The following is a 21,974-nucleotide window of genomic DNA, read 5'->3' on the forward strand; positions in this document are numbered from 1 at the left end:
CGGCGGGGGAGAGAGTTCAGACGGTCCGGCGGCGCCGGACCAGCAGGGTGACGGCCACGGCCGTACCGGCTGCCAGCACCCCGCCGCCGCCGGCGATCCACGGCCAGGGCGAGGAGCCCTGGCCGGTGACCACCGCGACCGGTACGGGGGACACCGGGGCGGCAGCGGGGGTGGCGGTCGGGGCGCTGCCGAGGTCCGGCAGCGGAGGGAGGGCGGCGGCCGGGTCGAGGGCGACGGCGAAGCTCAGCGGGTCCATCGCGGTGCCCGCCGGGTAGAGACCGCCGAAGGCCCTGGCGCCGTCCTCGGTGAGCAGCAGCGGCAGTTCGGCCGCCTTGAGCAGCCCGCCCTCGGGCTTGAGCGCGGCGGCATCGAAGGTGCCGAGCGGGACGGCCGGGAGCTGCTGGGCGGCACCGTCGGCGGCCTTCCCCGCGACGTCGGCCAGCAGCGTGCCCTTGCCGCCGGTCACCTTCACCACCGGATTGGTCAGGCTGAGGTCGAGACCGTACGCGTCACCGGTCTTCATGCCGCGGAACCGGACGGCGCCGGTGAAGGCGGCGGTCAGTTCGCCGGTGGCCGGGTCGTAGCTGCCCTTGGCCGGGGTCCAGCGGAAGAACGCGCCACCGTCGGCGGCACCGTCAGTGAGCTGCCAGTCGCCCTTGGCGATGGTGCCGGTGACGTAGTCCCGGAAGGTCCGGCGGACGCCCCAGTCGAGCGCGCCCTTCGCGAACTCGGTCCGGGTCGCGGCGGGCGAGGCTGACGGCGTGTCGGTGGCGGCCGGAGGCGGCGTCGTCGCCTGCACGGTGGTGGGCGGAGCCGACGGGCTCGGAGCAGCGGCCGCCTTGACGTCGACCGAGACGGTCAGCGGATCCAGCGGCGTACCTGCGGGGTAGAAGTTGCCGAACGCCACCGCGCCCGAAGCGGTCATCGTGGTGGGCACGTTGGAGAGCGTCAGGGTCCCGGACCGACTGCGCAGGTCGATCCCGTCCAGCCCGAGGTCGACCAGCTTGGCCTGGGTGGCACTGGTCACCACCCCGGTGTCCTTGGCCTTGCTGCTGACGTCCGCGTACAGCCCCGCACCACTGCCACCGGCCTTCAGGGCGAACCGGCTGAGCTTCAGGTCGAGGCCGTAACTGCCGTTGGCCTCATGCCCCTTGAAGGTCACCCCACCGGAGAAGGCAGCCGTCAGCGCACCGCTCGCCGGGTCGTACGTGCCGGTCGCGGAGTGGAACCGGAAGGTGTTGCCGCCGACCGTGGCGGCCCCGCCGGTCAGACCCCAACTGCCCTTGGCGATCGGCCCGGTGACGTACGTGAGGAAGGACTGCTTGAGCCCCCAGTCGAGCCGTCCGCCGGAGACCGTGCCGGGTGCGGCCAGTGCCGGGACGCTGGGCAGCGCGACCAGCAGCAGTGCCGCGATCGCCGCGACCAGGGTGGCGACAAGGCGGCGCAGACGTCGCGATACGGGCATGGCGAAGCGCTCCTCGGCAGCGTGGGGTGAGGGCGGGCTCGAAAGAACCCCCCCTTGCGAAACTCAGGTAAGGCTAACCTAATATATGCGTCAAGAGTCACCCCCGGGTCCACCCCTGCTTCACGGTCCGGATGTGCCAGCACCCAGCCAAGGAGCAGCAGTTGACGGGGACCATCCGAAACCGTGCCCGTGCGCTGGGCCTCGCCCTGCTGCTGGCCACCGTCGCCGCCTGCGGCGGGAACGTCGCCGGCACCGGCGCCGCACCGGCGAAGGCCCCGGCCGCACCTGACCGGGTCGAACCGCTCGCGGCGGCCACCCCGGTGCTGCCGACCACCGTCGCCTCGGCCGACGGCCGCCAGGTCACGGTGGCCGCCGCCGAGCGGATCATCCCGCTCAGCGGAAGCCTCTCCGAGCTGGTGTTCAGCCTCGGCCTCGGCGACAAGGTGGTGGCCCGGGACGTCTCCACCACCTTCGAGCAGGCCGCCGCGCTGCCCGTGATCACCCAAGCCCACGACGTCTCCGCCGAGGGCGTGCTCTCGCTGCACCCGACCGTCGTGCTGGCCGACCGGTCCACCGGACCGGCCGAGGCGATCGACCAGATCCGCGCCGCCGGAGTACCGCTGGTCGTACTGGACGACGCCAAGCAGCTCTCCGACCTCGACGGCCGGATCGCCAAGGTGGCTGCCGCCCTCGGAGTCCCGGACGCCGGACGGCAGTTGGCCGAACGGACCACCGCCCGCACCAAGGAGGTACGGGCCGCCATCAGGCCCACCGGCGGCAAGCCCAAGGTCGCCTTCCTCTACCTGCGCGGCAGCGCCTCGGTCTTCCTGCTCGGCGGCGCCGGCTCCGGCGCCGGCTCGCTGATCGACGCGGTCGGCGGCGTCGACGCGGGCACCGCCTCCGGGCTCACCGGCGAATTCACCCCGCTCACCAGCGAGGCCCTGGTCAGGGCCGCCCCCGATGCCCTGCTGGTGATGAGCAAGGGTCTGGATTCGGTCGGCGGCATCGACGGGATGCTCAAGCTCCCCGGCGTCGCACAGACCCCGGCCGGCCTCGACCGGCGGGTGATCTCGGTGCCGGACGGCGTCCTGCTCAGCTACGGCCCGCGCACCCCCGAGGTGCTCAGATCGATCTCCGAACAGCTCTACGGGGCCGCCAAGTGACCGCCACGACCCTCCCGTTGACCCGTCCCCGGCTCAACCGCACCACCCTGCTCACCACCGGCCTCGCACTCGCCCTGCTGGTCGCCGCCCTGCTGGCAGCCGGTGTCGGCGCGTACCGCATCCCGCTCGACGACCTGCTCGCCTCGGTCACCCACCGGCTCGGCCTCGGCGGCCACGCCCTCGACCGGGTCCCCGAGTCGGTGCTGTGGAACGTCCGCTTCCCCCGGGTGGTGCTGGCCCTGCTGGTCGGCGGCTCGCTCGGCTGCGCCGGTGCCCTGATGCAGGGCATCTTCGGCAATCCGCTGGCCGAGCCCGGCGTGATCGGGGTGTCCTCCGGCGGTGCGGTCGGCGCGGTCGCCTGCATCGTGCTCGGCCTGGACTCGTTCGGCAGCTGGACGGTCACCGTCTTCGCCTTCGCCACCGGCCTGTTGACGGTCTTCGCGGTCTACGCGATGTCCCGCTCGGGCGGCCGGACCGAGGTGGTCACCCTGGTGCTCACCGGCGTCGCGGTGAACGCCTTCTGCGGCGCGCTGATCGGCATCTTCCTGTTCACCGCCGACAGCGCCGCGATCAACCAGGTGACCTTCTGGCAGCTCGGCTCGCTCTCCCAGGCCACCTGGGGCAAGGTGCTCGCGATCCTGCCGTTCGCCCTGCTCGGTCTGGCCGTCGCCCCGTTCCACGCCCGGAAGTTGGACCTGCTGGCACTCGGCGAGCGACCGGCCGGGCACCTCGGGGTGGACGTCGAGCGGCTGCGGCTGGTGCTGATCACCGTGGTCGCGCTGCTGACCGCCGCCGCCGTCTCGGTCAGCGGCATCATCGGCTTCGTCGGCCTGGTCGTCCCGCACCTGCTGCGGATGCTGGCGGGCCCGGGCCACCGCTTCCTGCTGCCCGGCAGCGCCCTGGCCGGTGCGCTGGTGCTGGTGCTCGGCGACCTGGCCGCCCGCACCCTGGCCCAGCCCGCCGAACTGCCGCTCGGGGTGCTCACCGCCCTGATCGGCAGCCCGTTCTTCTTCTGGCTGCTCCGCCGGACCCGTACCAAGCAAGGAGGCTGGGCGTGAAACGACGCCGCCAGGTGCCCGGGCGTCCGCTCCCGGGCACCGATCTGCTCACCGCCGCCGGCCTCCGGCTGGTGGTCGACGGCCGCGAACTGCTCGGCGGCGTGGACCTGGTGGTCCGGGCCGGGGAGGTGCTCGCCCTGCTCGGGCCGAACGGGGCCGGCAAGTCCACCCTGCTCTCGGTGCTCGCCGGGGACGTCCCGCCGACCTCGGGGACGGTCACCCTGAACGGCCGCCCGCTGGACGGCTACCGGCCGGCCGAACTCGCTCTGCACCGGGCCCTGTTGCCGCAGGCCGCCGCGCTCTCCTTCCCGTTCCCCGCCGGGGAGGTGGTCCGGATGGGCCGCGCGCCCTGGGCCGGTACGGCGGCCGAGGCCGAGGACGACGCGGCGGTGGCCGCCGCACTGTCCGCCACCGAGTCGGCCGCCTTCGTGGACCGCCCGTTCACCGCGCTCTCCGGCGGCGAACGGGCCAGGGTCGCGCTGGCCCGGGTGCTCGCCCAGCGGACCGCCCTGCTACTGCTCGACGAGCCCACCGCCGCCCTCGACCTGCGCCACCAGGAGCTCGTCCTGCGGGTGGCCAGGGACCGCGCCCAGGCGGGCGACGCCGTCGTGGTGGTCCTGCACGACCTCTCGCTGGCCGCCGCCTACGCCGACCGTGTGGTGCTGCTCGCGGGCGGCCGCGCGGTGGCCGACGGACCGGTCGCCGAGGTGCTCGAGGCCGCGCTGCTGACCGAGGTCTACGCCCACCCGGTCGAGGTCTTCCCGCACCCCGTCACGGGCACGCCGCTGGTGCTGCCCACCCGCTGAGAAAGCCCCGAGCCCCGGCTACGGGGGCTCGGGGCTCAGGGCTCGGGCTTCTCTCAGTCCTCGTCGTCGTCCAGCCGGAAGCCGACCTTCAGCCCCACCTGGAAGTGCGCGATCCCGCCCTCCTCGATGTGCCCGCGGATCTGCGTCACCTCGAACCAGTCCAGGTTGCGCAGCGTCCGCGAGGCCCGCCCGACCCCGTTCCGGATCGCCGCGTCCACCCCCTCGGTCGAGGAACCGACGATCTCGGTGACCCGGTACACGTGTTCGCTCATGGCTCTCTCCCATCAATGCGTCCCCGGTCCACCGTGCCCCAGCCGGGCGGCTCCCGCACGCTCACCCGCCCGTGAGCAGGTCGTCCACCCTGGCCTCGCCCTCGCGGTAGCGGCGGGTGATCTCCGCGCTGCAGTCGTCCGCCAGCGCCTGCCGGCGCCCGGAGACCTCCCGCTCGTGCACCGTCAGGCGCTCGACTGCAGCCACCAGTTCGACGGCCTGGTGGGCCTCCAGATCGGCCAGTTGGACGTCGCCCATCAGGGCGTCCGCCTCCCGCTGGTAGCGCTCCCCGCGCGGCGGGCCCAGCCGCAGGTGGCGGGCCGGGCGGCGGACCGGTGACGGTGTGTCGGCCAGGATCGCCGGGAGCTGGTCGAGCAGGGCGTCCGACAGCCCGTCGGCCCCCGGCTCGGACCCGGTGGACCGCCGGCGCGCCAGCTCGGCCCGCAGGATGTCCAGCCGCCCGTGCAGCAGCCGGCGCAGGTACGAGAGGTCGGCCTCCTGGTCCTGTGCGTCCCGGCGGAGCAGCCGGAGCTGATCCAGACCGAGCCCGGTGAGGCCGTACTCCTGCTCGTGGGCCGTGCTGCTCGCGTCCATCAACCAACCACCTGCCGCTGTACCGGTCACTGAATCCCCCACTGATGTCCGCCGCCGCACGCCCCGTGTCCGGTGACGCCCGTCCGACGCCCGGAGTTCCCGCAGGGCAGCGACTGCACCCGTGCGAGCGACCCCGAAATCCAAACCCCCGCATGGGTGCTCGTCCACGCGTCGCCCACAGCGTGCCATCCGGGACCGGCCGGTGCACCGCCCGTGCACCCGAACGGCCCCCTGGCGAAGGGGGGTGGCTGATACGACCGGAACAATCCGCAGGCCGCACCACCCGTCCGACGGCGCGCGGAATGCGCCCCCGGCGTGCGCGCCCCTGCTGCACGCCCGCCACCTGCCCGCCACGCACCTGCGGAACGGCCGTACCGCTCCGGCACAATGAGGCCCATGCGAGCAGTGGTACAGCGGGTCGCCGAGGCGGCCGTGACGGTGGACGGCGAGACGGTCGGCGCGATCGAGGGGCCCGGGCTCTGCGTACTGGTCGGGGTGACCCACGACGACACCCCGGAGAAGGCGGCCCAACTCGCCCGCAAGCTCTGGTCGGTGCGGCTGTTCGACAACGGGGAGACGGAGCTGTCCTGCTCCGACCTGAACGCCCCGCTGCTGGTGATCAGTCAGTTCACCCTCTACGGCGACGCCCGCAAGGGCCGCCGTCCCACCTGGAACGCGGCCGCCCCCGGCCCGCTGGCCGAGCCGCTGGTGGACGCCGTGGTGGCCGAACTCCGGGCGCTCGGCGCCACGGTGGAGACCGGCCGGTTCGGCGCCGACATGAAGGTGTCGATGGTGAACGACGGCCCGTTCACCATCCTGCTGGAGATCTAGGCGGGGACGATCACGTCCTGGCTGCCCGGCACGCCGTCCGCCAGCAGCACCTCGTCCACCGGCACGTTCCGCTTCACCAGGGCCAGTGCGATCGGCCCCAGCTCGTGGTGCCGGGCCGAGGAGGTCACGAAGCCCACCGGGCGGTCCTGGCCAGGACGGAGCACCTCGGCGCCGTGCACCGGGAGCTTCTCCTCGGTGCCGTCCAGGTTGAGCAGCACCAGCCGACGCGGCGGCTTCCCCAGGTTGTGCACCCGGGCCACCGTCTCCTGGCCCCGGTAGCAGCCCTTCTGCAGGTGCACGGCGGTGGACAGCCAGTCCACCTCGTGCGGGATGGTCCGGTGGTCGGTCTCGAAGCCCAGCCGGGGCCGGTGCCCCTCGATCCGCAGCGCCTCGTACGCCCACACCCCGGCCGCCGGGCCGTAGCCCGCAGTCAGCGTGGCCAGCTCCGCGCGCGGCACGAACAGGTCCCGCCCGTACGGGAGTTCACGCACCGCCGCGGCACCCTCGGCGGAGACCTCGGACCCGGCAGGCAGGTACACCACGGCGTAGTCCGCGGTCGCGTCGGCGACCTCCACCCGGTAGAAGAACTTCATGCTCTCCAGGTAGGCGATCAGCGCCTGCTGGGTGCCGGGCTCGACGTGCGCCCAGGTGGTCTCGCCGTCGTCCACCAGGTAGAGCGCGTGCTCGACGTGCCCGTTCGGCGAGAGCACCAGCGCGTCGGTGGCCTGCTGCGGCGGCAGCGCGCTGACATGCTGGGTGATCAGCAGGTGCAGCCAGGTCAGCCGGTCCGAGCCGGTGACCTTCAGCACACCCCGGTGCGAGAGGTCCACGAAGCCACGCCCGGCGGCCAGTTCGCGCTGCTCGGGGAAGAGACCGCCGTAGTGCGCGGCCACCCCTTCGTCGGCTCCTTCGGCGGGGACGGCACCGGGCAGGGCAAGCAGCGGACTCTTCATGACCGCAAGCTTACGACTGTGCCCCGGTGAGCTTGGCGGTGCACTCCGCACAGCGGCCGAAGATGGCGAAGTGCTTGAGGTCGGTGTCGAAGCCGTGCTCCGCGCGCAGGCTGTCGATCAGCGGCGCGGCGATCGCGGTGTCGGTCTCGGTGACGCTCTCGCAGTCCCGGCAGACCAGGTGCAGATGGGTGTGCCGCCCGGCCAGGTGGTAGGTCGGGGCGCCGTGGCCCAGGTGCGCGTGCGAGACCAGCCCGAGCTCCTCCAGCAGCTCCAGGGTCCGGTACACGGTGGAGATGTTGACCCCGCTGGCGGTCTTCCTGACCTCGTGCAGCAGCTCGTCCGGCGTGGCGTGGTCCAAGGTGTCCACGGCCTCCAGCACCAGCTGGCGCTGCGGGGTGAGCCGGTACCCACGCTGGCGCAGGTCGGCCTTCCAGTCGGAGGGGGTCTCGGTCTCAGCCACGGTGCGCCTGCCCTAGCTCTAGGTCGTGCGACAAGTGTAGGGACCGGCCACCCGGCCGGCCCCTACGGTGCACCACTGGCTCAGCGGAAGAAGGCGATGCCGTCGTCCGGCAGGTCCGCGATGTCCTGGATCAGCCTCGCCGGGTTCAGCACCTTCTTCAGCTGCGCCGACATGTACGGCCGCAGCGACACCTCGGGGGCGGCCTTCTCGCCGACCCAGAGCAGCTCCTCGGCGACCATGCCGTACAGCCGCTTGCCACCGCTGTACGGGGCTGCGCCCTCGATCCGGGCGACCGCGTCGGTGGCCAGGTCGATCTGCGGCTTGCCGTCGTGCAGCTTGCCGTACCAGATCTCCACGGTGCCGTCGTCGCGGACCGAGGAGACCTCGATCTCGCGCTCGCCGCTGGTGCCGTGCTGGTTGCTGGTGACCCGCCAGAACGCGTGCTCGGTCTCCAGCGGACGGACCTTCTCACCCTCGTTGTTCAGCACCCAGCTGCGGGAGCGGAACTCCAGGAACGGACGGCTGTCGTGCCGGAACACGATCTCCTGGCCGAAGTTGCACTTCTCGGCGCCGGGGAAGTCGAAGACGCCCGCGCCCTCCCAGGTGCCGAGGAGGAAGGCCAGCGGGACGACGTCCTTGTGGAGGTCAGAAGGGATCTCGATCATGTTCCTGGTCGCTGTCGTCGGTAGGGGACTGGCTCAACCGTACGGCAGGGATCAGCGCTGGCCCTGGTACAGCTTCATGACGGCGAAGATGGCGAACCAGGTGATCAGCACGGCCATCAGGATGAGCAGACCGTCGAAGAAGTATTCCAGACCGGACACGGGGCGCTCCCATTGCGGCGTTGCGGTACAGAGCAGGACGGGGTGAGTCTATCGGCCCGGTATGGGCCGGTCTCGGTGAGCCCCGCCACGTCGTGGCTAGGGTGTCACTATGCCGAAGAAGCTGGTCATCAAGGTCACCGCCGGAGCCGACGCGCCGGAGCGCTGTTCGCAGGCCTTCACGGTGGCCGCCGTCGCGGTCGCCAGCGGCGTCGAGGTCTCGCTCTGGCTGACCGGCGAGTCGACCTGGTTCGCGCTGCCGGGCCGGGCCGCCGAGTTCGAGCTGCCGCACGCCGCACCGCTGCCCGACCTGCTGGAGGCGGTGCTGGCGGCCGGGCAGGTCACCGTCTGCACCCAGTGCGCGGTGCGCCGGGGCATCGTCGAGCAGGACCTGATCGAGGGCGCCAGGATCGCCGGGGCCCAGCTCTTCGTGCAGGAGATCATGGCCGAGGACGTGCAGGCACTCGTCTACTGATCCGGGCTACTGATCCGGACGGTCCTTGTCGTGGCCCGGCTCGTCCCACTCCGGGTCGTCCCAGCGCGGGTCCTGCCACCAGTCGTCCTCGGGGTCGCGCTTGTTGGCGAAGATCGCGGCGGCCGGCGGGATCACCATCGCGACCACGCACATCCCGATCGCGGCGGGCACCGAGAAGAACCGCACCACTCCCCAGGCCAGGACGAACATCGTCAGGCAGACGCCCATCATGACGAAGTAGTAGAGGTGCCTCCGGCGCTGCTGCACCCTTCCACGGTACGACCGAGGGCCCTCTGCGCGGCAGAGGGCCCTCGGTCGTATGTCAAGGAGCTGTCGGGTCGTCAGACCGCGATCGCGACCTCGGTCTGGGCGCCCTGGGAGGCGACCACGACCCGGTCCACGGTCGCGCCCGGGACCAGCGCGCGCAGCGTCCACTTGCCCGGACGGGCGAAGAAGCGGAACTGCCCGGTCGCCGAGGTGGGCACCTCGGCCGTGAACTCGCCGCCCTCGTCCAGCAGTCGGACGTAACCGTTGACGGGCTCGCCGTCGCGGGTCACCGAACCCTGGATGATCGTCTCCTTGGCCACGTCAACTCCTGCCAGATCGGGCCCACCGGCCTTCGCACCGCACATGTCGTCTTCCCTTTCCTACGGTTCGATGGCTCAGTTGTCGCCGAGGGCGATCGGCACGCCGACCAGGCTGCCGTACTCGGTCCAGGAACCGTCGTAGTTCTTGACGTTCTCCTGGCCGAGCAGCTCGTGCAGCACGAACCAGGTGAGCGCGGAGCGCTCGCCGATGCGGCAGTACGCGATGGTGTCCTTCGCCAGGTCGACGCCCTCGGCGGAGTAGAGCTCCTTGAGCGCCTCGTCCGACTTGAAGGTGCCGTCGTCGTTGGCGTTCTTCGCCCACGGGATGTTGCGGGCGGACGGGACGTGGCCCGGACGCTGCGACTGCTCCTGCGGGAGGTGGGCCGGGGCGAGCAGGCGGCCGGCGAACTCGTCGGGCGACCGGACGTCGACCAGGTTGAGGGTGCCGATCGCGTTCACCACGTCGTCGCGGTAGGCGCGGATCGCGGTGTTCTGCTCCTGCGCCTTGTAGTCGGTCGCGGCGCGCTCGGGCACCTCGACGACCAGCTCGCGGGCGTCCAGCTCCCACTTCTTGCGGCCACCGTCGAGCAGGCGGACGTCACCGTGGCCGTAGAGCTTGAAGTACCAGTAGGCGTACGAGGCGAACCAGTTGTTGTTGCCGCCGTACAGCACCACGATGTCGTCGTTGCCGATGCCCTTCTTCGAGAGCAGCGCCTCGAAGCCGGCCTGGTCGACGAAGTCACGGCGGACCGGGTCCTGGAGGTCCTGCTTCCAGTCGATCCGGACGGCGTTGCGGATGTGGTTCAGCTCGTACGCGGCGGTGTCCTCGTCCACCTCGACGACGACGACCTTCGGGTTGTCCAGGTTCTCCTGGACCCAGTCTGCGTCGACCAGGACGTCACTGCGGCTCATGGTGGTGTCTCCATCCGGGGGCGGTACTGCGGAAGGGGTGGCAAGGTGCCCGGCACCGGCCGTCCGGAATTCTGTCCGAATACCGAGACGGCACAGGGGTGCCAGGGTCGAGCTGGAGTCAGGGGCGCCGAGGCGGTCCAAGGCATAAAGCTGCCTGGTCAGAGCCATCGGCAGGGAGTGGGCAGGGCCGGACGTACCGGTCAGAACCGCCCGTTCAGCGCATTCGACAGAGGCAGGCAGCCACGCGGCACAGGTCTACCGCCCGCCGCTTCGTGAGGTCCGCCTGTCGCTTCATGCAGACGATGCTAGGGACTCGGACGGGTCGCTGTCATCAGCGTGTCGAATGCTGAGACGATCTGCTTCGCATAGTGAGATTTGAGGGTTTCCCACCCTGGCGGCACCGGGTCCGACCCGTTCCCGCACCCGGGCCGGCGGACCCGGCGACGGTGATCCTGGACAACGCGTCTCGCAGTGCGGACGTCAGCCGATCAGTCGCGACCCGAGCCAGGCCAGCGGCGCGGCCACCGCGAGCGGCAGCGCCACACCCGCCGTGAAGTGCACGAACCGGGACGGGAAGTCGTACGAGGCCACCCGGCGGCCGACCAGTGCACCGACCACCGCCAGCCCCGCCAGGGCCGGCGGACCACCCGCCAGCACCCCGGCGGTCGCGCCCAGCAGCGCCGCAGCGACCGGGCCGAGCGCCCCGCTGACCGGGGCCGTAGCCAGCAGCGTGCCGACCGCCACCACCAGCAGCGCGGCCGGGACGTGTGCCGCGAGCAGCAGCGACGCCATCAGCCCGGTCAGCAGCACGCCCGAACCGAGCACCGTCAGCGCATAGAACCGCTCCGCCGGATCGGCCGGCCGGAACGTCTGCCAGACCAGCACCACCACCAGTCCGACACCCAGCGCCGCCGCAAGCCCGGCGGCCCCGCCCGCCAGCACCGCTGCGTCGGCGGCGAAGCCCGCCAGCGCCACTCCGGCGATCCCCTGCCGGGCCGGCCACATGCCGTGCAGCCTGAACCACCCCACCGCGGTCAGCCCCTGAGCCACCATCAGCCCGGCCGTCAGGCCGTACCGGCCGCCCAGGGTGGCCGCCGCGAGCAGGGCGCACAGACCTGCGGTGAGCAGCGCGGGCCGCAGGCCCGGCTCCACGATCGGCGTGGCGCTCTTCGCGGGGGCGGCGGTCAGGACCATCTCGTTCCAATCTGGATCAGCCATTTACGGTCCAGGGGCTCGGGGAACTGCGAGGAGATCTGGCGCCGGGTCACAGGCAAAAGTGCCTGGCCACCTACGCACGGGTCACCTTTTCCGAGGTCGGCGTCGCAGTTCCCCGAGCCCCTGGCGTGTGCCACGAGCACCGTGTGCCGAGGATCAGCCGCCTGCGAAAGGGGGCAGGGCCTCGATGGTGCCGTCGGCGGTGAGGGGGACGGTGGTGTGGTCGCGGGAGCCGACCTGGTGGCCGTCGACCAGGTAGCTGCAGTGGGCCAGGACCTGGAGCAGCTTGGGGTTGTCCGCGTGGCGCTGCCGCACTGTGGCGAGCGCCTCGCCGAGGGTGGCGGCCTCGTACGGCTCCTCGGGGATCCCGGCGGCGGCCTTGGCCGCGGCCCAGTACCGGATGGTGCCGGTCACCCTGGCGCCCCCGGCTGCCGTCGCTCGTGCGGTGGAAGTGTTCGCTGCCATGGCAGCCCTCCTCGTCGTCCTCGCCCGGTGCGGTGCGCCGGCTCTGCTGCCGGGGCACCCACGCCAAAGGTGTACACGTACGGTGCGGCCGGTGCGGCTCCCATGATGGACCGGCCGGCCCCGGATGCCGTAACGACCCTGGTCGCGCGTGGCGCGTTCCGGCCCCCGGTGAACGGCGCGGACGTGGTGGGAGTCACGGCCGGAGTGGCCCGATGTGGCCAACCACCGGTTGCGCGCCCCTCCCCGTGCGGGGAGTGGTCGGCTATTCTCGTGGCGTGAGGGACCTGGGCAGAGTCGCCCCCGGGTCCTTTTGTGTTTTCAGGACGCCACGTACGAATGGCCTCCCGGGACGGTGCCCCACCCGCACCGCCGTCGGCGAGGACCGGTCGGCCGGAGCCGCACAACGGTGTGCGGGAGCCCGGCCGGGCGGGAGTACAGCGGGAGCAGACCGGAAGGTTCGCGGATGAGCAGGACTGAGACGGCGCGTCAGGGGTTGCGGGATTCCTGGTGCACGCCCCGGCCCGTGCTGCGCGCTCACGAACCGGTCGGATCTCACCCCTCGGACGTCCGCTCCCCCACCTTCACCGCAGCCGTCCACCGGCCCCCCGGCCGGCCGGCTGCGACCGCGACGACCCGGAAAGGGGACTACCGGGTATGAGTTCTCTCCTCCTCCTCACCAACGCGCTGCAGCCTTCCGCCGAGGTACTGCCGGCCCTCGGCCTGCTGCTGCACACCGTCAGGGTGGCCCCGGCCGAGGGCTCCGCCCTGGTCGACACCCCGAGCGCCGACGTCATCCTGGTGGACGGCCGGCGGGACCTGCCGCAGATCCGCAGCCTCTGCCAGCTGCTCCGCTCCACCGGGATCGGCTGCCCGCTGATCCTGGTGGTCACCGAGGGCGGTCTGGCCGCCGTCACCGCCGAGTGGGGCATCGACGACGTCCTGCTGGACACCGCGGGCCCGGCCGAGGTCGAGGCCCGGCTGCGGCTGGCGATGGGCCGGCTCCAGGTGATCTCCGACGACAGCCCGCTGGAGATCCGCAACGGCGACCTCGTCGTCGACGAGGCCACCTACTCGGCCAAGCTCAAGGGGCGGGTGCTCGACCTGACCTTCAAGGAGTTCGAGCTGCTGAAGTACCTGGCCCAGCACCCGGGCCGGGTCTTCACCCGGGCCCAGCTGCTCCAGGAGGTCTGGGGCTACGACTACTTCGGCGGCACCCGGACGGTGGACGTGCACGTCCGGCGGCTGCGGGCGAAGCTCGGCGTCGAGAACGAGCAGCTGATCGGCACCGTCCGCAACGTCGGCTACCGCTTCGTGATCCCGGAGAAGCCGGACAAGGGCGAGCGGCCCGGCCTGGAGCAGCGCTCCCCGGCCGCCCGCGAGTACTGACGGTCCGTCACGGCCGATCCGTCGTGACCGGGCTTGTCCGACTACGCCCCGGCTTGTCCGGGGCGGGTCGGGCATCCCCCGCACCCCCCTTGCGCCACCCGCGTAGACTCCCCACGTGGCCAAGGTGACGCGTGACGATGTAGCCCGACTGGCTGGGACCTCGACCGCGGTCGTCAGCTACGTCATCAACAATGGGCCGCGCCCGGTCGCGCCCGCGACCAAGGAGAAAGTGCTCGCGGCGATCGACCAGCTCGGCTACCGGCCGAACAGCGTCGCCCAGGCGATGGCCTCCCGGCGGACCAACCTGGTCGGCATGGTCGTCCCCGACGCCCGGCAGCCGTTCTTCGCCGAGATGGCGCACGCGGTCGAACGCGCCGCCTCCGAGCGCGGCAAGCTGGTGCTGATCGGCAACTCCGACTACGTGGACGACCGCGAGGTGCACTACGTCCGCGCCTTCCTCGGCATGCGGGTCTCCGGCCTGATCCTGGTCAGCCAGGGCCCCTCGCAGCGGGCCGCCGAGGAGTTCGCCGCGATGGAGGGGGCGAAGGTGGTGCTGCTGCACCGCCGCCCCGAGGCGATCGACGACGTCGCGGTGGTCACCGACGACGTGGGCGGTGCCGAGACCGCCGTCCGCCACCTGCTGGAGGTGCACGGGCACCCGTACGTGGTCTGCTTCGGCGGCCCGGTCGAGCAGCCCGCCCCCGGCGACCCGGTGATCGACCACGTGGAGGGCTGGCAGCGGGCGATGGACGCGCACGGTCTGCCGGTCGAGCCCAACCTGGTGGACGCCCCGTTCCACCGCTACGGCGCGTACGAGGTCGCGGTGAAGCTGCTGCGCTCCCCGGAGCGTCCGCCCGCGATCTTCTGCTCCACCGACGACCAGGCGATCGGCGTGCTCCGGGCCGCCCGCGAGGTCGGCCTGCGGGTGCCGGAGGACCTGGCGGTGGCCGGCTTCGACGACATCCCGGAGGCCGCGCTGGCCGACCCGCCGCTGACCACCGTCGCCTCGGACCGGGACGCGATGGCCCGGGCCGCCGTCGACCTGGTGCTGGACGACTCGCTGATGGTGCCGGGTTCGGACACCGAGCGGGTCCGGAAGTTCCCGTCCCGGCTGGTCATCCGCCGTTCCTGCGGCTGCGGAGCCCCCACCGAGGCCTGACCAGGCTTTATGAGAAGTCAACGGGCTTCTCGGGTGGCTCTGACCGCGCTCTCATCCGGCTCTCATCAATCGGGCGGACGTTGGATGCATGAGCGACCAGCACCGCAACACCGAAGACCAGGGTCCGTACGGCTACCCGGGCTGGACCCCGCCGCAGCCGTCTCTGCCGCCGACCGAGCCGCCGACCGCCCACGTGATCGAGGGCACCGTGCTCCCGCACGGCCCGTACGCCGAGGACTTCGCCGCTCCCCCGGCCCCGCCCACGCCCCCGCCGGGCCACGCCCGTAAGGGCTTCCTCAAGGGCCGGCTCGCCCTGGTCGCCGCCGTGGCCACGGTGGCCGCGCTGCTCGGCGGCGTCACCGGCGGGGTGATCGCCGCCGGTGACGGTTCCGGCGGCGGCAGCTCCAGCACGCTGGTCAGCCCGGTCTCCTCGAAGTCCGACGGCAGCGCCGACGTCACCGCGATCAACTCGGCGGTCTCGCCGAGCGTCGTCCAGATCACCGTGAAGTCCGGCTCGGGCACCGCGACCGGCACCGGCGTGGTGCTCACCGCCAACGGCCAGATCCTGACGAACTATCACGTCATCTCCGGCGCCGTCAGTGGCGGCGGCCAGCTCACCGTCACCTTCAAGGACGGCTCCACCAAGAGCGCCACCGTGACCGGCACCGACGCCGCCCTGGACGTCGCCGTGATCACCGCCAGTGGCGTCAGCGGCCTGCGCACCGCCACCCTCGGCGACTCGGACGCAGTCCAGGTCGGCGACTCGGTGGTCGCCATCGGCAACCCCGAGGGCCTGACCGGCACCGTCACCTCCGGCATCATCAGCGCCAAGGACCGCCCGGTCACCGTCCAGGTCGACGAGTCCACCACCAGCGGCAACGGCGGCTTCGGCTTCCCCAACCTCCCCGGCCAGCGCAGCACCGGCTCGTCGGGCGGTGAGACCGCCAACTACAAGGCGCTGCAGACCGACGCCGCGCTCAACCCCGGCAACTCCGGCGGTCCGCTGATCAACGCCGCCGGCCAGGTGATCGGCCTCAACTCCGCGATGTACTCCGCCGGCGGCTCCAGCTCCACCGCCGACTCCGGCACGGCGGGCAGCGTCGGCCTCGGCTTCGCCATCCCGATCAACGACATCAAGAACGTGCTGCCGAAGTTGCAGGCCGGCCAGCAGCTCTGAGCCGGACAATGACAGGACGACCGGACTAGGAAAGGTCCCGCCCCGATGACACCCCCCGCCGACGACCGCACCCCTGCCGAGACCCCGGGCGGCACCGCCCGTCTCCTCGTGGTCGACGACGAGCCCGCCCTGCGGGACGCCCTGGAGAGCAGCCTCGCCTTCGAGGGCTACGAGGTCACCACCGCCACCGACGGCTTCGAGGCACTGGACGCCGTCGAACGCGACCACCCCGACCTGGTGCTGCTCGACATCATGATGCCCCGGATGGACGGCCTCACCGCCGTCCGCCGGATGCGGGCCAGGGGCGACACCGCCCCCGTCCTGATGCTCACCGCCCGCGACGCGGTCGGCGACCGGGTCACCGGCCTCGACGTCGGCGCCGACGACTACCTGGCCAAGCCGTTCGAACTCGACGAACTGCTGGCCCGGGTCCGGGCGTTGCTCCGCCGCAGCGCCCTCGCCTCGGAGGCCGCCGCCCGCGCGGCGGTGGAGGCCGAGGACACCGAGGTGATGGCCTTCGGCGACCTGCGGATGAACACCGCCACCCGCGAGGTCACCCGCGAGGGCAAGCCGATCGAGCTGACCCGGACCGAGTTCATGCTGCTGGAGATGTTCCTCTCGCACCCGCGCCAGGTGCTGACCAGGGAGCAGATCCTCAAGGCCGTCTGGGGCTTCGACTTCGAGCCCTCCTCCAACTCGCTGGACGTCTACGTGATGTACCTGCGCCGCAAGACCGAACAGGGCGGCCTCCCCCGCCTGATCCAGACCGTCCGCGGCGTCGGCTACGCCCTCCGGTCTGCAACCGGCACAGCGGCGTGAAGCGACTCACGGGCTGGTTCCGCAGCCGCTCCCTCCGGAGCCGGCTCGCCATGCTCACCGCCGCCGCGGTGGCGGTCGCCATCGCGCTCTCGGCACTGGCCTGCTGGTTCATCGTCAGGGGGCAGCTGTACGACCAAGTGCAGAGCAACCTCAAGGCTGCACCGAACTCACCGAACGCCGGTACTCGACCCGGGGCCACCTACTGGCCCTGTGGTGCCACCCCGGACTCGGCTCTGGCCAATGCCACCGCCGCAGTCGGCAAGCTGCCGGCCGGGCAGCCCCTCGGCCCCCGCTGGCCGCTCCAGGCGATCACCCCGGACCAGCAGATCTGCCTCCAGATCGGCTCCAGCCACGCGATCAAGGTCACTTCGGCCGATCTGGCACTGCTGAACTCCACCACCGCGCCCGGGACGTACGTCTTCCACGAGAGCGCGTACACCAACGGGGAATCGGTCATGGTGCGCGCGTCGACCTTCACCAACGAGGGGCAGACCTACGTCATGCTGGCCGCCGAGCCGCTTGCCTCGGTGGAGAACTCGCTCCAGCAGCTCGCCTTCATCCTGCTCGGCGTCGCCGCCCTCGGTGTGGTGGGTGCGGGTGTTACCGGGCGCTTGGTCGCGCGCTCAGCGCTCAAGCCCGTTGACCAACTGACCGACGTGGTGGAGCACATCGCCCGTACCGAGGAGGTCGGCTCCACCATCCCCGTGCACGGGGACGACGAGATCGCCCGGCTCTCCTCCTCCTTCAACTCGATGTCCACCGCGCTCGCCAACTCCCGTGACCGGCAGACCCGGCTGATCGCCGACGCCGGGCACGAGCTCCGTACGCCGCTCACCTCCCTCCGGACCAACGTCGACCTGCTGATCCGCTCCAACGACACCGGTCGCCCGCTCCCCGAGGCGACCAGGACCAAGCTGCTCGGCAACATGAAGGCGCAGATGCAGGAGCTCACCCTGCTGATCGGCGACCTGCTCCAGCTGTCCCGCCCCGACTCCCCCAGGCCCGAGCAGAACCCCACCGTGGTTGCTCTGCACGAGATCGCCGAACGGGCCGTCGAACGGGCCCGGCTGCGCGGCCCCGGCCTGCACTTCGACCTCGCCATCGACCCCTGGTACGTCCACGGCGACGCCGCCGCACTGGAGCGCGCGGTGATCAACCTGCTGGACAACGCGGTCAAGTACTCCCCGCCCGGCGGCACCGTCGAAGTCACCCTGGACCATGGCCGGTTGACCGTCCGCGACCACGGCCCCGGCATCCCCCAGGACGAACTCCAGTACGTCTTCGACCGGTTCTGGCGCTCCCCGTCCTCCCGCCAGCTCCCCGGCTCCGGCCTCGGGCTCTCGATCGTCGCCCAGACCGTCCGCGACTCCGGCGGCGAGGTCGCTCTCGGTGCACCCCCGGACGGCCCGGGCACCCTGGCCACCGTCCGTCTCCCCGGCCAGCCGGCCCGACCCGAGTGAACGGACAGGCCGTCAGCCGGCTGCCCGCACCATCGCCAGCAGGCCGCTGAGGTCTTGTTCGAAGGTGAACTCCCGGACCAGGGTGGTCCATCGTCCCTGCTCCCGTCGCCACACGAAGGTGTAGAGCACCGGCACACCCTCTTCGGCCCGGCGCATGACGATCGTCCCCTGGCCGCCGTACTCGCTGGTGGTCAGGAAGCTGACGTCGTCGAGCGTCTCGCCGACCCGCTGCCCCTGGGCACGCACCGCCCGGAAGCGGGCCATGAACTGCTCCTTCACCAGGGTCACCACCTGCCCCGCCCCGTCGAACCGGACGTTCTCGAACTCCGGGTCGTAGAGCGCGTCCAGCGCCTCCACGTCCATCGCAAGACCGGCGTTCAGGTACTCCCACATCCGGTCCACCAGCGACTGATCCATGGTCAACTCCCAACCCCCGGGGCCTCGGTACGGCCCGTCACCCCTCCAAGGTCGCAGCCGCCACTCACAGATCACCGTCATCCCACCCACACGAAAGGAGCACCCCCGCAGGGGTGCTCCTCTCACTGCATCAGACCGTCAGCAGACGTCAGTCGAGGTCCTCGCCGACGCCGATGATCTTGATCCGGTCCTGCGCCGGGACCGCCAGCGGGGCGGTGGCGGTGGAGTTCGCACCGAGGTAGGCCGCAAACAGGTCCAGGTCGGAGACGCCGACCAGCTTGTCGGTGCCCGCCGCGAAGGTCGGGAAGCCGTCGCCGCCACCGGCCAGGAACTCGTTGGCCGCGACCCGGTAGTTGGCCGTCAGGTTGATCGGGGCGCCGTTCAGCTTGACCGAGTCGGCCGGCACCCGGTCGGCACCGGTCTTGTTCAGGTTCAGGGTGTAGGTCAGGCCCTTGGAGATCTGCAGGATCTTCGGGGCGACGGTGTTGCCGCCGCTGACCTGCTCCTTGAGCAGCTGGATGACCTGGGCACCCGTCAGGGTCTTGACCTGCATCATGTTGGTGAACGGCTGGACGGTGAACGCCTCGCCGTAGGTCACCACGCCGTCGCCCTCGGCGCCGCTGGCCTTGTAGACCAGGTCGGACCGGATGCCACCGGGGTTCATGAAGGCGATCTGCGCGCCGCCCTTGTCGGCCGCAGCGAGCCCGGCCAGCTGGGCGTCGGCGATCACGTCACCGAGCGGCTTCTCGAAGGCGCTGGAGCCACGGCCGTTGATGTCGGCACCGATCCAGCCGAGCGAGCGGTTGGCGATCGGGGCCGCCAGCTTGCTGTACTGGCTGATCAGCGAGGTGATGTCCGGCGCCTTCTCGACGGTGCGGCGCACCACGTGGTTGGCGGCGGTGACCGAGGGGCGGACGATGGCGCCGGAGCGCTTGTCCAGCTTGAGGTTGATCTCGGTGTACAGGCGGCCGAAGGAGGCAGCGCTGGTGACCGAGCGCAGCTCGCCGTTCGGGTCCGGGATGGCGCAGGCGTACGCGTTGTGGGTGTGACCGGTGACGATCGCGCCGATCGCCGGGTCCAGGCCCTTGGCGATGTCCACGATCGGGCCCGAGATGCCCTGGCCGGCCGCGCCGCAGTCGTAGTTGTAGGTGGTGGAGGCGGGGTAGCCGCCCTCGTGGATCAGCGCCACGATCGAGTCCACGCCACGGTGCTTGAGCTCCTTGGCGTACTTGTTGATGGTCTCGATCTCGTCGCCGAACTTGAGGCCCTGGATACCGGCGGCGGTGACGATGTTCGGCGTGCCCTCCAGGGTCGCGCCGATGAAGCCGACCTTGACGCCGTGGACGTTCTTCACCCAGTACGGCTTGAGTATCGGGCGGCCGGTCTTCTCGTTGGTGACGTTGGCGGCCAGGTACTGGAATTCCGCGCCGTCGAACTCGCGGCCTTCCTCGTAGCAGCCGTCGGTCGGGTGGCAGCCGCCGTTCTGCAGCCGGAGCAGCTCCTTGGAGCCCTCGTCGAACTCGTGGTTGCCGACGCTGGTGACGTCCAGGCCGATCTTGTTGAGTGCCTCGACGGTGGGCTCGTCGTGGAACAGCGCGGAGACCAGCGGGCTGGCGCCGACCAGGTCGCCGGCCGCGACGGTGACCGTGTTGGAGTGGCCCTCGCGGGCCTGGCGCAGCGCGGTGGCCAGGTACTCCATGCCGCCGGCCGGGGTGTCCACCACCTTGCCGGTCGCCGGGTCGATCTCCTTGATGTTGCCGGAGGAGCCGGCCGGCGGCTCCAGGTTCCCGTGCAGGTCGTTGATCGCGAGGATCTGGAGGTCCTCGGTCTTCGGCTTGTGCCAGTCCCAGTCCCAGCCGTTCGCCTGGGCGGCGCCCGGCGCGAGCAGTGTCCCGAAAAGACCGACGGCGGCGGCCGCGGCGTACGCGGGCCGACGGAAGCGGCCGAGCTGGCCGACATTGGGCATGAGGATTCCCCTGCACCGTTTGGGGCTCCGCTGTGGGGGGAGCCGAGGGTGGTGTGACCCGATGCAGCCTAGAGTCAACGCGCGTAGCTGTCAGGACCCAGGAGGTAACGAGAGCGTTTCCTGGAGACGAATCCGACTCGGCGGTCGAAGACTGAGCACCCGTCACCTACGCGGCTCGGCCTCCAGATGCCGCTCGGCCCGGTCCCGCTCCGCCACCGCGTCCTCGGTCATCGCGCGGTCGGTGTACACCAGAGGGCGCTCGGCCTCGGTGATGATGTGCTTGACCACTTGGACGTTGCCGTTCACGTCCCAGACCGCGATGCCGGGGGAGAGGGTCGGGATGATCTCCACCGCCCAGCGCGGCAGGCCCAGCACCCGGCCGGTGGCTCTCGCCTCGTCGGCCTTCTGCATGTAGATCGTCCGGGTGGAGGCCATCTTGAGGATCGCCGAGGCCTCCTTGGCCGCCGCCCCGTCCACCACGTCGGAGAGGTGGTGGACCACCGCGACGAAGGACAGCCCGAGCCGGCGGCCGAACTTCAGCAGCCGCTGGAACAGCTGGGCCACGAACGGGCTGTTGATGATGTGCCAGGCCTCCTCGACCAGGAAGATCCGCTTCTTCCGGTCGGGACGGATCCAGGTGTGCTCCAGCCAGACCCCGACGATCGCCATCAGGATCGGCATCGCGATCGAGTTCCGGTCGATGTGCGAGAGGTCGAAGACGATCAGCGGCGCGTCCAGGTCGATGCCGTCGGTGGTGGAGCCGTCGAACATGCCGCGCAGGTCGCCGTCGACCAGCCGGTCCAGCACCAGCGCCACGTCCAGACCCCAGGACTGGACGTCCTTGACCTCGACCCCGAGCGAGTCGGTCGAGCCCAGCTCGGGGCTGCGCAGGGTGGTGATGATGTCGTCCAGCACCGGCTGACGGTCCGTCACGGTGGCCAGTACATGGGCGTGCGCGGCCTTCAGCGCGAAGCCCGCCCGCTCCTCCAGGCCGCGCCCCATCGCCACCTCGATGATGGTGCGCAGCAGCGACAGCTGGCCCGTGGTGGTGATCGCCGGGTCGAGCGGGTTGAGCTTGACGCCGCCGTCCCGGGCGGCCATCGGGTCGAGCCGGATGGACTTTATCCCCAGCGCGTTGGCGATCAGGTTCCACTCGCCGACGCCGTCCTCGCCCTGCGCGTCCAGTACCACCACCTGGCGGTCCTTGAAGCGCAGTTGGCGCAGCACGTAGGTCTTCTCCAGCGCCGACTTGCCGTTGCCGGACTCGCCGAGCACCAGCCAGTGCGGGGCGGGCAGCTGCTGCCCGTACAGCTGGAACGGGTCGTAGACATAGCCCTTGCCGCTGTACACCTCGCGGCCGATGATCACCCCGGAGTCGCCCAACCCCGGGGCGGCGGTGGGCAGGTACACCGCCTGGGCCTGGCCGGTGGAGGTGCGTACGGGCAGCCGGGTGGTCTCCACCTTGCCGAACATCAGGCTGGTGAAAGCGTCGGTCAGGCTTCCGATGGCCATCAG

The 21,974-nt window shown here is 71.4% G+C and carries 25 protein-coding genes; 10 read left to right on the forward strand and 15 right to left on the reverse strand.

What is annotated here, in order from left to right; genetic code table 11:
• Positions 1–16: 16 nt before the first annotated feature.
• On the reverse strand, positions 17–1,465 hold the full coding sequence (locus ASC99_RS03195) for an HtaA domain-containing protein (RefSeq protein WP_057227840.1): 1,449 nt from the start codon (positions 1,463–1,465) through the stop codon (positions 17–19).
• Between the two features lie 131 nt (positions 1,466–1,596).
• On the opposite strand from ASC99_RS03195, the gene ASC99_RS03200 reads away from it, so the two are divergent.
• The 3 genes from ASC99_RS03200 to ASC99_RS03210 are packed head-to-tail and all read left to right on the forward strand — an operon-like array spanning position 1,597 to position 4,492.
• Complete coding sequence (locus tag ASC99_RS03200) at positions 1,597–2,628, forward strand: hemin ABC transporter substrate-binding protein (protein ID WP_057227842.1); 1,032 nt, start codon at positions 1,597–1,599, stop codon at positions 2,626–2,628.
• Positions 2,625–3,686 carry an iron ABC transporter permease gene (locus tag ASC99_RS03205; protein WP_057227844.1) on the forward strand — a complete coding sequence of 354 codons (1,062 nt, stop codon included), beginning with the start codon at positions 2,625–2,627 and terminating at the stop codon, positions 3,684–3,686. The genes ASC99_RS03200 and ASC99_RS03205 overlap by 4 nt, the downstream gene beginning before the upstream one ends.
• A complete protein-coding gene (locus tag ASC99_RS03210; RefSeq protein WP_057228081.1) occupies positions 3,677–4,492 on the forward strand; it encodes a heme ABC transporter ATP-binding protein in 816 nt (271 codons plus the stop codon). Before ASC99_RS03205 ends, ASC99_RS03210 begins: the two co-directional genes overlap by 10 nt.
• 53 nt (positions 4,493–4,545) lie before the next feature.
• Here ASC99_RS03210 and ASC99_RS03215 read toward each other — a convergent pair whose 3' ends face one another.
• On the reverse strand, positions 4,546–4,764 hold the full coding sequence (locus ASC99_RS03215) for a dodecin (protein ID WP_057227846.1): 219 nt from the start codon (positions 4,762–4,764) through the stop codon (positions 4,546–4,548).
• Between the two features lie 61 nt (positions 4,765–4,825).
• Complete coding sequence (locus ASC99_RS03220) at positions 4,826–5,356, reverse strand: hypothetical protein (RefSeq protein ID WP_057227848.1); 531 nt, start codon at positions 5,354–5,356, stop codon at positions 4,826–4,828.
• Between the two features lie 396 nt (positions 5,357–5,752).
• On the opposite strand from ASC99_RS03220, the gene dtd reads away from it, so the two are divergent.
• Positions 5,753–6,187, forward strand: a complete 435-nt coding sequence (gene dtd / locus ASC99_RS03225; protein WP_057227850.1) for a D-aminoacyl-tRNA deacylase — start codon at positions 5,753–5,755, stop codon at positions 6,185–6,187.
• On the opposite strand, the gene ASC99_RS03230 is transcribed toward dtd, so the two are convergent.
• The 3 genes from ASC99_RS03230 to ASC99_RS03240 all read right to left on the reverse strand — a co-directional run bounded on the left by ASC99_RS03230 (position 6,184) and on the right by ASC99_RS03240 (position 8,265).
• Positions 6,184–7,140, reverse strand: a complete 957-nt coding sequence (locus tag ASC99_RS03230) for a folate-binding protein YgfZ (RefSeq protein ID WP_057227853.1) — start codon at positions 7,138–7,140, stop codon at positions 6,184–6,186. The genes dtd and ASC99_RS03230 overlap by 4 nt on opposite strands.
• Positions 7,141–7,150: 10 nt before the next feature.
• Positions 7,151–7,600 carry a Fur family transcriptional regulator gene (locus tag ASC99_RS03235; protein WP_057227854.1) on the reverse strand — a complete coding sequence of 150 codons (450 nt, stop codon included), beginning with the start codon at positions 7,598–7,600 and terminating at the stop codon, positions 7,151–7,153.
• 80 nt (positions 7,601–7,680) lie between these two features.
• Positions 7,681–8,265: an FABP family protein gene (locus tag ASC99_RS03240; protein WP_057227856.1), complete on the reverse strand. Its 585-nt coding sequence runs from the start codon at positions 8,263–8,265 to the stop codon at positions 7,681–7,683.
• 268 nt (positions 8,266–8,533) lie between these two features.
• Between ASC99_RS03240 and ASC99_RS03245 the strand changes: the two genes are divergently transcribed.
• The gene (locus tag ASC99_RS03245) at positions 8,534–8,896 is read left to right on the forward strand and encodes a DsrE family protein (RefSeq protein ID WP_057227858.1); all 363 of its coding nucleotides are present in this window, start codon (positions 8,534–8,536) and stop codon (positions 8,894–8,896) included.
• 6 nt (positions 8,897–8,902) lie between these two features.
• Here ASC99_RS03245 and ASC99_RS03250 read toward each other — a convergent pair whose 3' ends face one another.
• The 6 genes from ASC99_RS03250 to ASC99_RS03270 form a co-directional block, all read right to left on the reverse strand.
• Positions 8,903–9,163 carry a DUF3099 domain-containing protein gene (locus ASC99_RS03250; protein ID WP_082598033.1) on the reverse strand — a complete coding sequence of 87 codons (261 nt, stop codon included), beginning with the start codon at positions 9,161–9,163 and terminating at the stop codon, positions 8,903–8,905.
• Between the two features lie 74 nt (positions 9,164–9,237).
• Positions 9,238–9,528 (reverse strand): DUF1416 domain-containing protein, encoded by a 291-nt coding sequence (locus ASC99_RS03255; RefSeq protein ID WP_057227860.1) that lies wholly within the window; start codon positions 9,526–9,528, stop codon positions 9,238–9,240.
• A gap of 30 nt (positions 9,529–9,558) precedes the next feature.
• Positions 9,559–10,395, reverse strand: a complete 837-nt coding sequence (locus tag ASC99_RS03260) for a sulfurtransferase (protein WP_057227862.1) — start codon at positions 10,393–10,395, stop codon at positions 9,559–9,561.
• Between the two features lie 214 nt (positions 10,396–10,609).
• The gene (locus ASC99_RS42010) at positions 10,610–10,690 is read right to left on the reverse strand and encodes an Ms5788A family Cys-rich leader peptide (protein WP_369405619.1); all 81 of its coding nucleotides are present in this window, start codon (positions 10,688–10,690) and stop codon (positions 10,610–10,612) included.
• Between the two features lie 185 nt (positions 10,691–10,875).
• Entirely contained in the window at positions 10,876–11,613 is a 738-nt protein-coding gene (locus ASC99_RS03265; RefSeq protein WP_157531342.1) for a hypothetical protein, read from the reverse strand.
• A gap of 153 nt (positions 11,614–11,766) precedes the next feature.
• Positions 11,767–12,012, reverse strand: coding sequence for a MoaD/ThiS family protein (locus tag ASC99_RS03270; protein ID WP_057228086.1), 246 nt, complete (start codon positions 12,010–12,012; stop codon positions 11,767–11,769).
• 717 nt (positions 12,013–12,729) lie between these two features.
• On the opposite strand from ASC99_RS03270, the gene ASC99_RS03275 reads away from it, so the two are divergent.
• The 5 genes from ASC99_RS03275 (at position 12,730) to ASC99_RS03295 (ending at position 18,076) form a co-directional block, all read left to right on the forward strand.
• A complete protein-coding gene (locus tag ASC99_RS03275) occupies positions 12,730–13,461 on the forward strand; it encodes a response regulator transcription factor (protein ID WP_057227866.1) in 732 nt (243 codons plus the stop codon).
• Positions 13,462–13,576: 115 nt separating this feature from the next.
• Positions 13,577–14,620 (forward strand): LacI family DNA-binding transcriptional regulator, encoded by a 1,044-nt coding sequence (locus ASC99_RS03280; protein ID WP_057227868.1) that lies wholly within the window; start codon positions 13,577–13,579, stop codon positions 14,618–14,620.
• A gap of 88 nt (positions 14,621–14,708) precedes the next feature.
• Entirely contained in the window at positions 14,709–15,797 is a 1,089-nt protein-coding gene (locus ASC99_RS03285) for a S1C family serine protease (RefSeq protein WP_057227871.1), read from the forward strand.
• 45 nt (positions 15,798–15,842) lie between these two features.
• Entirely contained in the window at positions 15,843–16,616 is a 774-nt protein-coding gene (locus ASC99_RS03290; protein WP_057227872.1) for a response regulator transcription factor, read from the forward strand.
• The gene (locus ASC99_RS03295) at positions 16,613–18,076 is read left to right on the forward strand and encodes a cell wall metabolism sensor histidine kinase WalK (protein WP_235502722.1); all 1,464 of its coding nucleotides are present in this window, start codon (positions 16,613–16,615) and stop codon (positions 18,074–18,076) included. The genes ASC99_RS03290 and ASC99_RS03295 overlap by 4 nt, the downstream gene beginning before the upstream one ends.
• A gap of 12 nt (positions 18,077–18,088) precedes the next feature.
• Here the strand turns inward: ASC99_RS03295 and ASC99_RS03300 are convergent, their stop codons facing one another.
• The 3 genes from ASC99_RS03300 to ASC99_RS03310 all read right to left on the reverse strand — a co-directional run bounded on the left by ASC99_RS03300 (position 18,089) and on the right by ASC99_RS03310 (position 21,971).
• On the reverse strand, positions 18,089–18,493 hold the full coding sequence (locus ASC99_RS03300; protein WP_057227877.1) for a nuclear transport factor 2 family protein: 405 nt from the start codon (positions 18,491–18,493) through the stop codon (positions 18,089–18,091).
• A gap of 148 nt (positions 18,494–18,641) precedes the next feature.
• Positions 18,642–20,459 carry a bifunctional UDP-sugar hydrolase/5'-nucleotidase gene (locus ASC99_RS03305; RefSeq protein ID WP_057227879.1) on the reverse strand — a complete coding sequence of 606 codons (1,818 nt, stop codon included), beginning with the start codon at positions 20,457–20,459 and terminating at the stop codon, positions 18,642–18,644.
• Between the two features lie 162 nt (positions 20,460–20,621).
• Positions 20,622–21,971 carry an ATP-binding protein gene (locus tag ASC99_RS03310; protein WP_057227881.1) on the reverse strand — a complete coding sequence of 450 codons (1,350 nt, stop codon included), beginning with the start codon at positions 21,969–21,971 and terminating at the stop codon, positions 20,622–20,624.
• Between the last annotated feature and the right edge of the window lie 3 nt (positions 21,972–21,974).

This window comes from Kitasatospora sp. Root107, assembly GCF_001424875.1.
Classification (GTDB): domain Bacteria; phylum Actinomycetota; class Actinomycetes; order Streptomycetales; family Streptomycetaceae; genus Kitasatospora.